The organism is Bradyrhizobium sp., assembly GCF_004799445.1.
In the GTDB taxonomy this organism is placed as follows: Bacteria; Pseudomonadota; Alphaproteobacteria; order Rhizobiales; family Xanthobacteraceae; genus Bradyrhizobium.
The window spans coordinates 1-13,256 of sequence record NZ_SSNA01000171.1 but is presented as its reverse complement, the minus strand read 5'-3'; the positions used below and the strand labels follow the sequence as shown (position 1 = coordinate 13,256).

Genomic DNA, 13,256 nt, shown 5'->3' with positions numbered 1-13,256 from the left:
GCCAGGAGCGTCGCGGCGATCGCGCCGTACATCCATCGGCGCGGCCGCCGCACCAGGCGCTCGATCTCAAGCCGCTTCGGCACCGCCTCGTCGGCGACCGAGTCGTAGCGCGCGTGCAGCGCCTCCGCCATCGCGCGCCATGACCGCACCCGCTCGGCATCCTCGGCATGCGCCGCGAGCCAGGCCTCGACGTCGCCGCGGCGTTCCGCCGGCAACTCATTGTCGATGTAGGCATGAAGCTCGTCTTCGGTGACGGGAATCTCTGGGTCGCTCATGGTCGTTGTCTCTTCTTCGTCGAAATCATCCCGGTGTTGTTCCGCCCTGCAACGGCAGGCGCGGGGAAGAACCGCCGTCGCCGCGATATGGTTTCCCCAAAATACCCTTGCATGAAACAGCCTTGCATCAAGTTTGCCATCATTTCACCCGCCGCAACGCGGGACGCTCGCCCTCAAGCACGGCTCGCACATGGGCGCGCGCGCGCGCCAGCCGCGACATCACCGTGCCGATCGGCACGCCCTGAATGTCGGCGACCTCGCGATAGCTCAATCCTTCCAGCATCACCAGCAGCAGCACCGCGCGCTGCTCCTCGACCAGCGTGGCCAGCGCGCGCGCGATGTCGCGGCTTTCGGCTTCGGTGCCGCTGGCGTCGGGATTGTTCTCCAGCAGCGGAATGAATTGCGGCCGCCGGGCCAGCGATCGCCGCCTGTTCTTGTTGAGGTTGGTCAGGATGGTGTAGAGCCAGCTCCTGACGTCGCCGCCGAGAAACAGCCGTTCCGAACGCAACGCCCGCACCAGCGTGTCCTGCACCAGATCGTCGGCTGTGTCGGCATCGCGCGTGAGCGCACGCGCATACCGGCGCAGCGCCGGAATCATGGCTTCGACACTTTCGCGAAACGCGGTCATCAGGCTCGGTCCCAGGTTTGTCCGCAGGCGTTCAATATCGGTGATTTGAATGCCTCAGATAAACTAACACCAATATGGAGCGGCTATTCCGCGCGTTAAGGTTGCGGGGGCCAACCAAGCCGGGGCGGATGGGGGCTGTACCGGCCGCAGGCGCTGGTGTACCTCCAAACCTGAATGAGATCGATTGGAAACCGGATGGCGCAGAATTCAGATCTGATGCAGGGCAAGCGCGGGGTAATCCTCGGCGTTGCCAACAACCGCTCGATCGCCTGGGGCATCGCCCGGGCCTGCCATGCGGCGGGCGCGGAAATCGCGCTGACCTGGCAGGGCGACGCGCTGAAAAAGCGGGTCGAGCCGCTGGCGAAGGAACTCGACGGCCTCCTGCTCGGGCATTGCGACGTCACCGATCCCTCGAGCATCGACGCGGTGTTCGAGGTGCTGAAGGAGAAATGGGGCAAGATCGATTTCGTGGTGCACGCGATCGCCTTTTCCGACAAGGATCAGCTCGACGGCCGTTACCTGGAGACCACCGCGGATAATTTTTCCAAAACCATGCTGATCAGCTGCTACTCGCTGACCGCGATCGCGCAGCGCGCCGAAAAGCTTCTGGTCGACGGCGGCTCGATCGTGACGCTGACTTATTACGGCGCCGAGAAATGGATGCCGCATTACAACGTGATGGGGGTTGCGAAAGCGGCGCTGGAGGCGAGCGTGCGCTATCTCGCCGCCGATCTCGGCGAGAAGAACATCCGCGTCAACGCCATCTCGGCGGGACCGATCAAGACGCTGGCCGCGTCCGGCATCGGCGATTTCCGCTACATCCTGAAATGGAACGAATACAACGCGCCGCTGCGCCGCACCGTGACAACGGAGGAAGTCGGCGACAGCGCGCTGTATCTGTTGTCCGACATGTCGCGCGGCGTCACCGGCGAGGTGCACCATGTGGATTCCGGCTATCACGTCGTCGGCATGAAGCGGCCGGATGCGCCGGATATTTCGCTCAGCAATTCCCTGAGCAAGGAATAACCGCAGCCACGATGCCCGCGCCGACCATCTACTACATTCGCCACGGCGAAACCGAGTGGAATGCGGTAGGCCGGCTGCAGGGCGTGCAGGATATTCCGCTCAACGATATCGGCCGCAGCCAGGCAGCCGGCGCGGGCCGCATCCTCGCCGATCTCTGGGCGCGCGACGGGCGCAGCGCGGCGTCGCCTGGGTTCGTCGCCAGTCCGCTCGGCCGGGCGCGGCAGACCATGGAACTGGTGCGTGGCACCTTGAGGCTGCCACTTGCGGGGTACGCGATCGACGACCGGTTGCGCGAGATCGGCTACGGCCAATGGGAGGGCTCGACGCTGGCGCAGGCGCAACTCGCCGATCCCAAGGTGTTCGCGGCCCGCCAGAGCGACAAATGGACGGTGTCGCCGCCGGGCGGCGAGAGCTATGTTTCGGTGCAGGCGCGGATGAGCGAGTGGTACCAGCAACTGACGGGTGACACCGTCGCGGTGGCCCATGGCGGCACCGCGCGGGCGCTGATGGTGGCGCTCGGCTTCGAGACTCCGGAAAGCGCCGCGGATCTGATGATCGAGCAGGGCGCGGTCTACGTGTTCGGCGATGGCGGGTTGAGGAAATATAGTTAAGCGCTCCCTGAAGCTCGTTTCTTTTCCCTCTCCCGCTTGCGGGGGAGGGCCAGGGTGGGGGCAGCCGCGAACACCGGCGCCACAGCCGTTCCCCCACCCCATCCCTCCCCCGCAAGCGGGAGAGGGGGTGCACCATCTATGCCGCGCCAGCGTGGTTAGCTCAGGTCATTTGACCCCCCGGACCGCCCGCGTTACGACATTGGGCGATCCAGCGATTTCCGAGACTTTAAAAATGTCCTTCAACAGCTTCGGCCACATGTTTCGGGTCACGACCTTTGGCGAAAGCCATGGGGTTGCGATCGGCTGCGTGGTCGATGGCTGCCCGCCGCTGATCGCGCTGACCAATGAGGACATTCAGCACGATCTCGATCGCCGCCGTCCCGGCCAATCGCGCTTCACCACGCAGCGGCAGGAAGCCGACGCGGTGAAAATCCTCTCCGGCGTGATGGCGCACCCGGAGACCGGGGTGCAGGTCACGACCGGGACGCCGATCGCGCTGTTGATCGAGAACACCGACCAGCGCTCGAAGGACTATTCCGACATCAAGGACAAGTTTCGCCCCGGCCACGCCGATTACACCTATGAGGCCAAATACGGTCTGCGCGACTATCGCGGCGGCGGGCGTTCCTCGGCGCGGGAGACCGCCACGCGGGTCGCCGCCGGCGCGATCGCGCGCAAGATCCTGCCCGGCATCACCGTGCGCGCTGCGCTGGTGCAGATGGGCCCGCACCGGATCGACCGCGCCAAATGGGACTGGGCTGAGATCGCGCGCAACCCGTTCTTCTGCCCCGACAAGGACAGAGCCGCGTTCTTTGAGGACTATCTCGACGGCATCCGCAAGAAGGGATCCTCGATCGGCGCGGTGATCGAGGTGATTGCCGAAGGCGTGCCGGCGGGACTGGGCGCGCCGATCTACGCCAAGCTCGACGCGGATCTGGCCGCTGCCATGATGAGCATCAACGCGGTGAAGGGTGTCGAGATCGGCGCCGGCTTTGGCGCGGCCGAATTGTCGGGCGAGGAGAACGCCGACGAGATGCGAATGGGCAACCAGGGCGTCAGTTTTCTTTCCAATCATGCCGGCGGCATTCTGGGCGGCATCTCCACCGGTCAGCCGGTGGTGGCGCGCTTTGCGGTGAAGCCGACTTCGTCGATCCTGTCGCCGCGCCGCACTGTGGATCGTAAAGGCGGCGAGACCGACATCACGACCAAGGGCCGCCACGACCCCTGCGTCGGGATTCGCGCGGTGCCCGTCGGCGAAGCCATGATGGCCTGCGTGCTCGCCGATCATTTACTGCGCCACCGCGGGCAGGTAGGGGGCTGATCCGGCTGCCGACAGGGTCACCAAATTGGCGGATTACGCCTTCGGCTCAATCAGCCCTACGGGCTGGTCGCAACCGTCTGCTCAAGCTGTGGCAAACTCCCCTCGCGCTGAACTTCCGCGCATCGTCGACCGCGGCCGTAACTTGGCCGGTTCCTATCCGTCACCGCCTGTCGCCGAGGCGTGACTAGGCGACAGAATTGACATTTGCTGTCGGGGGCGATGTATCGGTCGCGGTCTTGTTGTAGGCACTGGCGGCAGCCGCCGGATATGTCGCCAGATTTGCGACGAGTTGTTCCATCACGTTGACCATTTGATCGCTAGAGGCGCCGCTGCCGGCGGCCCCTGTCCCTCCGCTTGCTTCATCGATGTGATATACCTCGGCGGAATACCCGTTCGGCAACCCGACATCAATTCCATCCATCGACTGGCCTGGCGCCAGATTGCCGTTAGACGGGAAGCTTTCCGGATTCGCTGGTGCCGCGCCATTTCCTGTAGCCTTGGCAAAGGCGGCGACAAGCTGCTCGACCGCCTGGAGCATCTGAGCCGAAGAGTCGCTGGCATTCGAGGTCAGTGTCGTCGCGGCCTGTGCTTGCCCGGGGGCCTCGGAAATCCGGAAAACTCCGACGGAAAAACCATTCGGCAGATTGACCTGAATTCCATCAACGGAAGAGTTGGCGCCTGACGCCGAAGGGTTGCTTGGCGAATTCCCCGATGCATCGGTTGGGCTGAAATCGCTTTGGGCCTGGGGTAACGCGATTGCGGGCGATCGCCATTGGGCGCTGTTTGAAAATCCTGTTGCGCCACCTATACTGATACTCATTTCGGTGCTCCATCTACTGCCGTGCGCCAGGCTAAGCAAACTTGATGCCATCGCAAATGGGGGTATGCACATCTGTTTGCTGACCGGAATCATCAGCCCATTAGCGTTCGATATGTCCTGTGCGACTTCGCTTGCTTAGCTTGGTGCGTCTGGCTCCAGGCAGGAACTGCCGGGTAGGAAGTTTCTGCTCGGTCCAGAGCCATTGCGGACCCCTCGTCGCGTTCGATGTGCGCAGACCGAGGCCGCTCGAACCGGCAGGCTGTTAGCGAGTGCGATTTGCCAAACCGTGGCGTATAATTAAATGCACTGTCACGGTAATTGCGTAATTGGGCAGGTCGGCGGGTAGACCGGACGTTGGGCGTTGCAGCGTTGATGTCTGCCAATGGACCGGGAACGAGTATCGGCAATGGGCCAATGTTGCAGATGCAAAACCGGATTTCGCCGCTGTCAAAGCCATGGCTGAGCGAATACGATGCGGACCTCGGGAACGCGGGGGCATCCATCAGCCGAATTTTTTCAGGGCTTTTGGGTGACGCGGCGGCTGGGACGGTGCCGGGGGTGAGGTGATAGTGACCGACGCGAAGCCAGGTGGGGAGGGCATGGCCGGCCGCGTGCAGAACGCATTGCCCTGGAGCGGGCAGATCCGACGATTGGCGCGCACCAATGTCTATGATATCGCGACCTTGGTCCTGATCGCCGCGCTTATTGTCGTCGCGTTTTGCACGTTCAAGGACTACGCGATCTCCAACGACGAAGGCGTTCAGCATCACTACGGCGAATTGATCATCGCTTATTACACCAGCGGCTTTGCCGACCAGGGCCTGTTCAAATTCCAGAACCTTTATCTCTATGGCGGTCTGTTCGATATCATCGCCGTCATCCTCAGCCATCTGGTCCCGATCGATCCCTATGATCTGCGCCATATCCTGTGTGCGCTGATCGGCATAGGCGGGATCGGTGCCGCAGCTGTGACAGCGCGATTGATCGCGGGGCCGCGCGCAGCCCTGATGACCGCGATTGCATTGAGCGTTTGCGGTGCGTGGTACGGCACCATGTTCAACCACACCAAGGATATTCCGTTCGCCGCCGCCATGATGGGCGCGACCTTTTTCCTGATCCGCGCCGCGCGCCGCATGCCGTCGCCCCGCATCGGCGACGTCGCAGCGTTCGGCCTCCTCGCTGGAGCGGCACTCGGTATTCGGGTTCTTGGTCTGCTGCTGGTGATCTACGCCGGCATCGCCATCGCCCTGTATCTGCCTTGGCGGGGGCAGGGGCGGCGGCGCTTCGCCATCGGTTCACTGTCAGGGCTGCTGCCGGCGCTGTTGCTCGCCTATGTGATCATGATCCTGGCCTGGCCGTGGGCGGCGGTGGCGCCGCTCAATCCGGTCCGCGGCTTGCTCTCGTTCGCCGAGTTTCAGTACGGCATCCGCACGGTCGTCGACGGTCAGGTCTACGAAATGGCGAAGGTGCCGCGCCTATATGTGCCGATCTACATTTTGATCCGCATGCCGCTGCTGGTGCTGTTCGGCGCGGCGCTGGCGATGACGGTCGCGCTGTTGCCGCGCCTCGCCACCGGTTCGACGCAGCTGCCGCGCCGCGATATCGTCATGGTTGCGCTGACGGTGATTGTTCCACTGGTCTGCCAAGTGATCTTCCACGGCCCGGCCTTCACCGGAATGCGCCATTTCCTGTTCGTGGTTCCCGCGCTGGCCGTCCTTGCCGGCATTGGCCTCGACGCCGCCGTGACGGCGCTCGCGACGCGCGGTCGCCTGGTAGCCTCCGGCGCGCTCGCGGTCGTAGCCGCAGGCTTGTTGTGGGATGCGGGCACCCTGGTCAGGCTGCACCCATACGAATACCTGTTCTATAATCGTGTGGTCGGAGGGCTTGAGGGGGCATCGCGGCGCTACGACCTCGACTATTGGTTCAGCAGCATGCCCGAGGCCCTGAATCTGCTCGAAACCTATCTGCGCCGTTCCGAGCCCGCGGATGCCGGCAAGCCAACGCAGGTCTATTCCGTCGCGGTCTGCGGCGAACGCCTTCCGTTCGAGAAGACGGTGACGCTTCCGCAGCTGCGCTGGGACTTCAAGGCGCAATGGGACCAGTCCGAATTCTTCATCGCGCCGACCCACATGAATTGCGACGGCGATCTTGACGGGGAGATCATCGGCACCGTCAAACGGCTTGGCATCGCCATCGCCTACGTCAAGGACCGGCGCAAGCTGATCCGTCCCACCGCGACGGCGGCGCGCTGAGCGTGGCTGCGGTCGCTGCCGGCACAACCTTCGAACAGGGCATCGTCAACCCCCTCCCACGAGGTCGGCGTTACCGCCAAGCCCCCTTCGCCAGAACGCGCTGTCGCGATCGGAGCGTTTGTACCAGGTATTGAGCCACGCCACGGCGGTCATCACCAGGGTTCCGCAAATGGCGGCGACGAAATGCAGGCCGAGGCCCGCGGCAGTCTCGCTGAGCACGAAATATCCGACGAACGCCAGGAACACGCCGAGGCAGAAAATTTCCAGCGAATGCTGCCCGCACAGGATCAAGGGCCATAGCCAGCGCGATTTCAATCCGGGCCAGCCATTGGGCACCAATCGCACCGTGATCGCAGCCAGCGCCAGGAAGTGCGCGAATCTGAGAATATCGAGATCGGTCTTGCTGATGGGATAGATGAATTGCTCGACCCGGCGCGGCATCAAAAAGCTGAGTTGAGGAAAATACCACGTCATCGTGACGAAGAACGCCGCCAGCAGATAGGCAATCGCAATCCACTGCGTGATCGGCGACAAAACAAACCGCGACATTCGCCGCGCGCCGCCGAGCGCGCACCAGGCGCCGAATACGAACAATAGCTGCCAAAAGAACGGATTGAAGGCCCAGAAGCCGTTCGGATAGGACGTCAGATGAAGATCATACTTCCAGGCCATCACATAGAGCGCGACCGACAGGGCCATCGTGACGTCGGCGCGCCACTGCATCAGTCGCAGGATCCAGGGCAGGAAAAACATCAGCACCACATAGAGCGGCAACACGTCCATGTTCAGGAGGCGAAATCTCAGAAGCAGCGCCTGGACGATGGCGACGTCGGGGTGCTTGAGAAAATCGTTGACGCCCATTTCATCCGAGTACAGCGGGTTGTTGAAACTTCTGGCGGCATAAACGATTTCCGCAAAGAAGATCGTGAACAGGAACACATTGGCCACGTAGATCTGCCAGACCCGCCTCAGGATCCGCGCCGTCGCGATCACGAAGCCGGACTCGCGCATGGCGCGGCCGTAAACGAACGCGGCGGTATAGCCGGAGATGAAGATGAAAATCTCGGCTGCGTCGCTGAATCCGTAACTGCGGATCGTGAACCAGGTCAGAATATCGGGGGACATGTGATCGATGAAGATCAGCCACAGCGCCAGGCCGCGGAACAGGTCGATCCGCAACTCCCGCTCACTCGCGGGAAGCGAAACAGCCGGCGCCAAGACGGCCGCGGGGGCGGGTCTCGCGCGGTCCTGTCCGCCAGCGCCGGCAAGCGGTGGTGCGGCAATTCCATCAGCAGTCGACACTATTAGCCCCTGGCGAAGATCGGAAGTACGCGCTCAAGCCCACGAACGATAGTACAGGGCCGCGCGCGAGTTTGCTATTGGGGCACCTCCGGGCCGTTGTGGCTGTTTTTCCGTTCCCTCGCCCCTGGGGAGGGCAGGCCGGGGATAGCCGCAAACGCCGGGCCCGCGAACGTCCCTTCTTGGTGCAACTTGGATGCTTCAATCGAGGATCGGTTACTTGGCTAATGCTCACGATGGCAGGTTGGAAGCGCCATCAGCCGCGGGGCCCGGCATCCACGGCCATGCCGTTGTGGCTCCGAACCGCCGCGCCTTGACGTTTTCGCCACTTGCGCCGCAAATGCGCAGGCCATGAACGTGACGGACCTGCAGAAATTGACCGACTGGCTGATCGACGGCGCCAGGTCCGCGCCCAATCCGCCGCGGATGATGGCGGAAACCTGCGAGCGGCTGGCTGCGGCCGGCCTGCCGCTCTGGCGCGTCGGCATTTTCGTTCGCACGTTGCATCCCGACATCATCGGCCGCAATTTCATCTGGCGCCCGGGCGCCGAGGTCGTCGCCGGCACCGCGAGCTATGACATGCTGGATTCGCCGGAATACCAGAGCAGCCCGCTGGCGATCGTGTTCAATGAGGGGCGGGAAGTCAGATCTCTGATCGACGGTCCCGAGAGCATGCGCTTCCCGTTCTTTGACGACTTGCGCGCCGAGGGCGTGACCGACTATGTCGCGCTGCCCCTTCATCAAATCGATGGCTCGGTTCACGCCTCGAGCTGGACCACCAGGCAGCCTGGCGGCTTCACCGATGAACAACTCGACGGTCTGCGGTCGCTCATACCGCCGCTTTCCCGGGTCATCGAAATCACCCGCATGCACCGCACCGCTTCGAACTTGCTTGACATCTATGTCGGCAACCGCGCCGGCGGCCGGATTCTGGGCGGGCAGATCCGCCGCGGCCACACCGACACGATGCATGCCGCGATCTGGCTGTCGGACCTGCGCGGTTTCACCGCGCTGTCAGACCGGCTCCCGGCCGAGACTGTGGTGGACATCCTCAATCTCTACTTTGACTGCCAGGTGTCGGCGATCAGGACCCATGGCGGGGAAGTCCTGAAGTTCATGGGCGACGGCCTGCTTGCGGTGTTCCCAATCGACGAGTATGTCGGCGATATCAGCCAGGTCTGTTCCGACGTGCTGGAAGCTGCCCGCGAGTCGCGCGCCAATGTCGAGGCGATGCACTTTCCGATTGGTGAAACCATCGAGCGGTTCCGCTTCGGCGTCGCATTGCACGTCGGAAAGATTCTCTACGGCAATATCGGCGGCGGCAACCGGCTCGACTTCACCTGCATCGGGCCCGCCGTCAATCTTGCCGCGCGGCTGGAAAAGATCGCGGGCCGCCTGCATCGCACGGTGGTGGCGTCGGCGGCATTTGCTCAGATCTGCGCCGGCGGCTGGAGCGATCTGGGCGAGTTTCCGATCGCCGGATTCTCAAAGGCCGAGCGCGTCTATGGTCTGGCGGATGAGGCGCCTGACGCTGAAGCGCCCCGGATATAGGATTGCTTCAAGCCGTAGGTCAGGATCAGCAACGTTACCCATAGGCGCAGTGTTGCGAAACTGAAGATGAAGACGAAATAGATCAGGTTCTTGATCTGCTGGCTGGACGAGGAAGTTTGCCAGAAGCTCCAGATCGCGCCGCGGACATATCCCTGCCCCCAGCCCAGGACGATGTAAACGAGGCCGAGTGCCACCATGGCAGAGCCGATCCAGAGGCTGCGCCGCGCGAGGGCTTTGGCTGCTCGGAACAGGCTGACTGCGCCATCGTTGCACTCGGCGTCGACGATCATGAGCAATATCAGCGCTGCAATCGCGGCACTCCAGAACTTTCCAGGGTCGGTGAGCTGATCAAATGCCATTCCGTCGAGCCCAAGCATGAAAAGGGGAGCCAATGATCCACAACCCGCCGCCAACACAGTGCATGAGGTCGCAAACATCAGGATTCCGATCCGCCACACGATAGCGAACGACAGTCTGATCTGTTCGGCGAAGTCGAGCGCGCCTACATTGGTCCGGCCGCCTGCCAATTCGATGGAGCGTTGCGTTGCCACGAAGAAGGCATGCACGACCGCGATGCAAGCCACTCCGACCGCCGGCAAGGCCAGCGGGCCGCCACGGGAAGCGATCAAACGCATCACCGCGGCCAGCGCAAGCCATGGTACCGTTTCCAGGAAGCGCAGCGGCCCGAACGAAAGTTCTGGCAGCGATAGCAACCGGTGCTGTTCGTGAAGAGAGTTTGGCATGGCAGCAAAGTGCCGACCGAAACTGAAGCTTCCATGGGAGCGTTGTGTAAAATTGAAAGCAACCGGCTCTGAAGACCGTGCTATTCCTCCGGCTCGGTGGTGAACAGCAGCGGGTAGCCCTTGGCGCGGCCGGCGTCGGTGGCGCGCGTCGCCTTGGTCTCGGCCACGTCCCTGGTGAATACCGCAACCACGCATACGCCGCGCCGGTGCGCGGTGATCATGACCTTGTGGGCCTGGTCCTCGGTCATGCGGAATTCCGCCTTCAGGACCGTGACCACGAACTCGCGCGGCGTGAAGTCGTCGTTGACGAGGATGACCTTGTGCAGCCGCGGCCGTTCGGTCTGGGTCTTGACCCTGGTCTTCGGCTTGGTGACGGTGTCGATCATTCCGGCCAGCACCTCCTGACGTTTCGCCGCTGTCGTTTGAAATTTGATCCGTCATTCCGGGGCGATGCGAAGCATCGAACTCCGATGTGCAATTGCACATCGGAGAATCTCGAGATTCCCCGATGCGCAATTGCGCATCTGCGGTCTGGTCCTTCGGACCATCCCGGAATGACAGAGTAGGAGAATACAACCTCCTGGCCCGCGGTGGAACCAGCCGATTCAGGATGGCATCATTGCAGCGGCGGCGCCGTGTGCAGATAGGCGATGATGTCGGCCAGATCGGCCGGCTTCAGCCCCGCGTAAAAAGCGTAGGCCATCGGTGGCTTGAGCATCCGCCCGTCGCGGGCCACGCCATGGGTGATGGCGCGGGCAATGTCCTGATCGGTCCAGGCGCCGATGCCGGAGGCCCTATCGGAAGTGATGTTGCTGGCGGTGGTCCCCGGCGTTCCCTCCGGCGAGCCTTCGCGCGGCGGGAACACCCTGCCGCCGCGGCCGAGGCCCGTCTTGAAATCCGAAACGCCCCGCGACCAGGCCGAATGGCACTCCATGCAATGGCCGATGGTGACCAGATAGGCTCCCCGCCTCACCGGATCCTTGAACATGGTCTTGCTGAAGCCGGCCTCGGCATCGGGATAGGGATCGCGGCGCACCGTGGCCTTGTAGACGGGACCGGGGACTTCGTAGCGGGCCGGCTTGACGGTGTGCAGGTAGGCGACGATGGCGTCGAGATCGTCCGGCAGCAGGGCCTTGTAGAAATTGGCCGGCATGATTGCCGCCAGCGCCACGCCGGCGAGGCGGCCATGGTCCGGCCGCACGCCCTCGACCAGCGCGCGCTTGACCTCGGCATCGCTCCAGCTTCCGATTCCGGTCTCGCGGTCGGGCGTGATATTAGGGGCGGTGGCGACGAAGCCGGGCGTGTTGAAGGTCAGGCCGCCGGAAAATGCCTTCTCCTTGATCATCTGGCCGTTGGCGTCGCGTGGCGAGTGGCAGTTGCCGCAGGCCATGATGGTGTTGACCAGATAATCGCCGCGTTCGGCCGCGGATTCGGCCATTGCGGCGTCAACGAAGCCAAGCAGCCACACGCAGCCCACGACGCAGAATCGAAACATGATACCCCCCGGTTTTGACGCGCGCTGTATGCCATGAGAATCCGCTGCCGCAAAACTGGCGACTTTGGCGGGAGGGAAAGAAAAGGCGCGCAAGATTGAGGCAGCCGACTAACTTGAATGTGAATGTCGAAGCGTGTTCCCGCTTTTCGCCGGCCGCGCGGCGTGTCAACATCGCGATGTTCGACGGGAGGGCCGCTGATGCGCTGGTATGTCTCGATCGGGGCGGTGCTGGTCGCGGGCGCGATCGCTGGCGGTGATGTCGCGGGCGTGGCGGCGCCGAACCCGGCTAATCAACCGGGCTCGCGACTGGCGGACAAGGACACCGCGCCCTCGGTCGACGTCGAACTCGTGCTTGCGGTCGATGTCTCCTATTCGATGGATATGGACGAGCTTGCGATCCAGCGCGAGGGTTACGCGCAGGCGATCGTCTCGAAGGAATTCCTGCAGGCGCTGAAGAGCCTTCCGAACGGCAAGATTTCGGTGACCTATTTCGAATGGGCGGCCTCGAGCGATCAGAAGATCATCATCCCCTGGCGGGTGATCGACGGCCCGGAAACCGCGGACGCGGTCGCCGGGGAGATCCTGAAAACGCCAATCCGCCGCGCCTCCCGCACCTCGATTTCGGGTGCGATCTATTTCGCGATGCCGCTGTTCGACGCCAATCCGTATCGGGGCCTGCGGCGCGTCATCGATATTTCCGGCGATGGCCCCAACAACAACGGTGCGCCCGTGGTTGGCGCGCGCGACGAGGCGCTGGCCAAGGGGATCACCATCAACGGCCTGCCGATCATGGTGAAGGAGCCGTCCTACTCGACCATGGATATCGAGAATCTCGACTGGTATTACGAGGATTGCGTGATCGGGGGGCCGGGTTCGTTCGTGGTGTCGATCAAGGATCGCGACAAGTTCAAGGAGGCGATCCGCACCAAGCTCCTGCTCGAAGTCGCCGGCCGCACGCCGGAGCGACGGATCGTCCCGGTGGCCGAGAAGGAGCCTCGCGTATCCTGCATGATCGGCGAGAAGATCTGGCAGGACAGGTGGGGGCGGTAGAGGTTCTGTGTTCTGCGGCCTGCTCCCTCTTAACCTCCCCTGGAGGGGGAGGGTCGGCTGACATTGAGCGCAGCGAAATGTCAGGCGGGGTGGGGTGATCTCTCAGCTCGGGCACTGTTCGAGCGGAGAGACCGTCACCCCACCCCGCCGCTCATTTCATTCGCGCCGACCCTCCCCCTCCAGGG

The 13,256-nt window shown here is 63.1% G+C and carries 12 protein-coding genes and 1 pseudogene; 6 read left to right on the top strand and 7 right to left on the bottom strand.

Going from position 1 to position 13,256, the window contains the following annotated elements; translation table 11 throughout:
- Together E8A46_RS22805 and E8A46_RS22800 are read right to left on the bottom strand one after the other, a co-directional pair.
- Positions 1-275 (bottom strand): annotated as a pseudogene (locus tag E8A46_RS22805) (anti-sigma factor); the annotation flags it as partial.
- A 139-nt stretch (positions 276-414) separates the two neighbouring features.
- Positions 415-903: a sigma-70 family RNA polymerase sigma factor gene (locus E8A46_RS22800; RefSeq protein WP_291566096.1), complete on the bottom strand. Its 489-nt coding sequence runs from the start codon at positions 901-903 to the stop codon at positions 415-417.
- 195 nt (positions 904-1,098) lie between these two features.
- On the opposite strand from E8A46_RS22800, the gene fabI reads away from it, so the two are divergent.
- The 3 genes from fabI to aroC all read left to right on the top strand — a co-directional run bounded on the left by fabI (position 1,099) and on the right by aroC (position 3,861).
- Positions 1,099-1,929, top strand: a complete 831-nt coding sequence (fabI, locus tag E8A46_RS22795; protein WP_291566094.1) for an enoyl-ACP reductase FabI — start codon at positions 1,099-1,101, stop codon at positions 1,927-1,929.
- Between the two features lie 11 nt (positions 1,930-1,940).
- On the top strand, positions 1,941-2,540 hold the full coding sequence (locus tag E8A46_RS22790) for a histidine phosphatase family protein (protein ID WP_291566092.1): 600 nt from the start codon (positions 1,941-1,943) through the stop codon (positions 2,538-2,540).
- A 232-nt stretch (positions 2,541-2,772) separates the two neighbouring features.
- Positions 2,773-3,861 carry a chorismate synthase gene (gene aroC, locus E8A46_RS22785; RefSeq protein WP_291566090.1) on the top strand — a complete coding sequence of 363 codons (1,089 nt, stop codon included), beginning with the start codon at positions 2,773-2,775 and terminating at the stop codon, positions 3,859-3,861.
- A 184-nt stretch (positions 3,862-4,045) separates the two neighbouring features.
- Here the strand turns inward: aroC and E8A46_RS22780 are convergent, their stop codons facing one another.
- Positions 4,046-4,732, bottom strand: coding sequence for a hypothetical protein (locus E8A46_RS22780; protein ID WP_291566088.1), 687 nt, complete (start codon positions 4,730-4,732; stop codon positions 4,046-4,048).
- A 518-nt stretch (positions 4,733-5,250) separates the two neighbouring features.
- Between E8A46_RS22780 and E8A46_RS22775 the strand changes: the two genes are divergently transcribed.
- The gene (locus tag E8A46_RS22775) at positions 5,251-6,933 is read left to right on the top strand and encodes a glycosyltransferase family 39 protein (RefSeq protein WP_291566086.1); all 1,683 of its coding nucleotides are present in this window, start codon (positions 5,251-5,253) and stop codon (positions 6,931-6,933) included.
- Between the two features lie 45 nt (positions 6,934-6,978).
- Here the strand turns inward: E8A46_RS22775 and E8A46_RS22770 are convergent, their stop codons facing one another.
- Positions 6,979-8,238 (bottom strand): OpgC domain-containing protein, encoded by a 1,260-nt coding sequence (locus E8A46_RS22770; protein WP_291566098.1) that lies wholly within the window; start codon positions 8,236-8,238, stop codon positions 6,979-6,981.
- 345 nt (positions 8,239-8,583) lie between these two features.
- Here E8A46_RS22770 and E8A46_RS22765 point away from each other — a divergent pair, with 345 nt between their 5' ends.
- Complete coding sequence (locus tag E8A46_RS22765; protein WP_291566084.1) at positions 8,584-9,783, top strand: adenylate/guanylate cyclase domain-containing protein; 1,200 nt, start codon at positions 8,584-8,586, stop codon at positions 9,781-9,783.
- Here E8A46_RS22765 and E8A46_RS22760 read toward each other — a convergent pair.
- The 3 genes from E8A46_RS22760 to E8A46_RS22750 all read right to left on the bottom strand — a co-directional run bounded on the left by E8A46_RS22760 (position 9,735) and on the right by E8A46_RS22750 (position 12,021).
- Positions 9,735-10,367: a hypothetical protein gene (locus tag E8A46_RS22760; protein WP_291566082.1), complete on the bottom strand. Its 633-nt coding sequence runs from the start codon at positions 10,365-10,367 to the stop codon at positions 9,735-9,737. The genes E8A46_RS22765 and E8A46_RS22760 overlap by 49 nt on opposite strands.
- Before the next feature lie 239 nt (positions 10,368-10,606).
- Positions 10,607-10,912: an ATP-dependent Clp protease adapter ClpS gene (clpS, locus tag E8A46_RS22755; protein ID WP_291566079.1), complete on the bottom strand. Its 306-nt coding sequence runs from the start codon at positions 10,910-10,912 to the stop codon at positions 10,607-10,609.
- A gap of 230 nt (positions 10,913-11,142) precedes the next feature.
- On the bottom strand, positions 11,143-12,021 hold the full coding sequence (locus E8A46_RS22750) for a c-type cytochrome (RefSeq protein WP_291566077.1): 879 nt from the start codon (positions 12,019-12,021) through the stop codon (positions 11,143-11,145).
- Between the two features lie 198 nt (positions 12,022-12,219).
- Here E8A46_RS22750 and E8A46_RS22745 point away from each other — a divergent pair, with 198 nt between their 5' ends.
- A complete protein-coding gene (locus tag E8A46_RS22745) occupies positions 12,220-13,071 on the top strand; it encodes a DUF1194 domain-containing protein (RefSeq protein ID WP_291566075.1) in 852 nt (283 codons plus the stop codon).
- Positions 13,072-13,256 lie beyond the last annotated feature (185 nt).

Bases quoted from the DNA above. Each gene is read 5' to 3' on its own strand.
- fabI (WP_291566094.1), top strand. From the start codon at position 1,099: ATGGCGCAGAATTCAGATCTGATGCAGGGCAAGCGCGGGGTAATCCTC.
- E8A46_RS22780 (WP_291566088.1), bottom strand. From the start codon at position 4,732: ATGGCATCAAGTTTGCTTAGCCTGGCGCACGGCAGTAGATGGAGCACC.
- E8A46_RS22800 (WP_291566096.1), bottom strand. From the start codon at position 903: ATGACCGCGTTTCGCGAAAGTGTCGAAGCCATGATTCCGGCGCTGCGC.
- E8A46_RS22765 (WP_291566084.1), top strand. From the start codon at position 8,584: ATGAACGTGACGGACCTGCAGAAATTGACCGACTGGCTGATCGACGGC.
- E8A46_RS22745 (WP_291566075.1), top strand. From the start codon at position 12,220: ATGCGCTGGTATGTCTCGATCGGGGCGGTGCTGGTCGCGGGCGCGATC.
- E8A46_RS22750 (WP_291566077.1), bottom strand. From the start codon at position 12,021: ATGTTTCGATTCTGCGTCGTGGGCTGCGTGTGGCTGCTTGGCTTCGTT.
- clpS (WP_291566079.1), bottom strand. From the start codon at position 10,912: ATGATCGACACCGTCACCAAGCCGAAGACCAGGGTCAAGACCCAGACC.
- E8A46_RS22790 (WP_291566092.1), top strand. From the start codon at position 1,941: ATGCCCGCGCCGACCATCTACTACATTCGCCACGGCGAAACCGAGTGG.
- aroC (WP_291566090.1), top strand. From the start codon at position 2,773: ATGTCCTTCAACAGCTTCGGCCACATGTTTCGGGTCACGACCTTTGGC.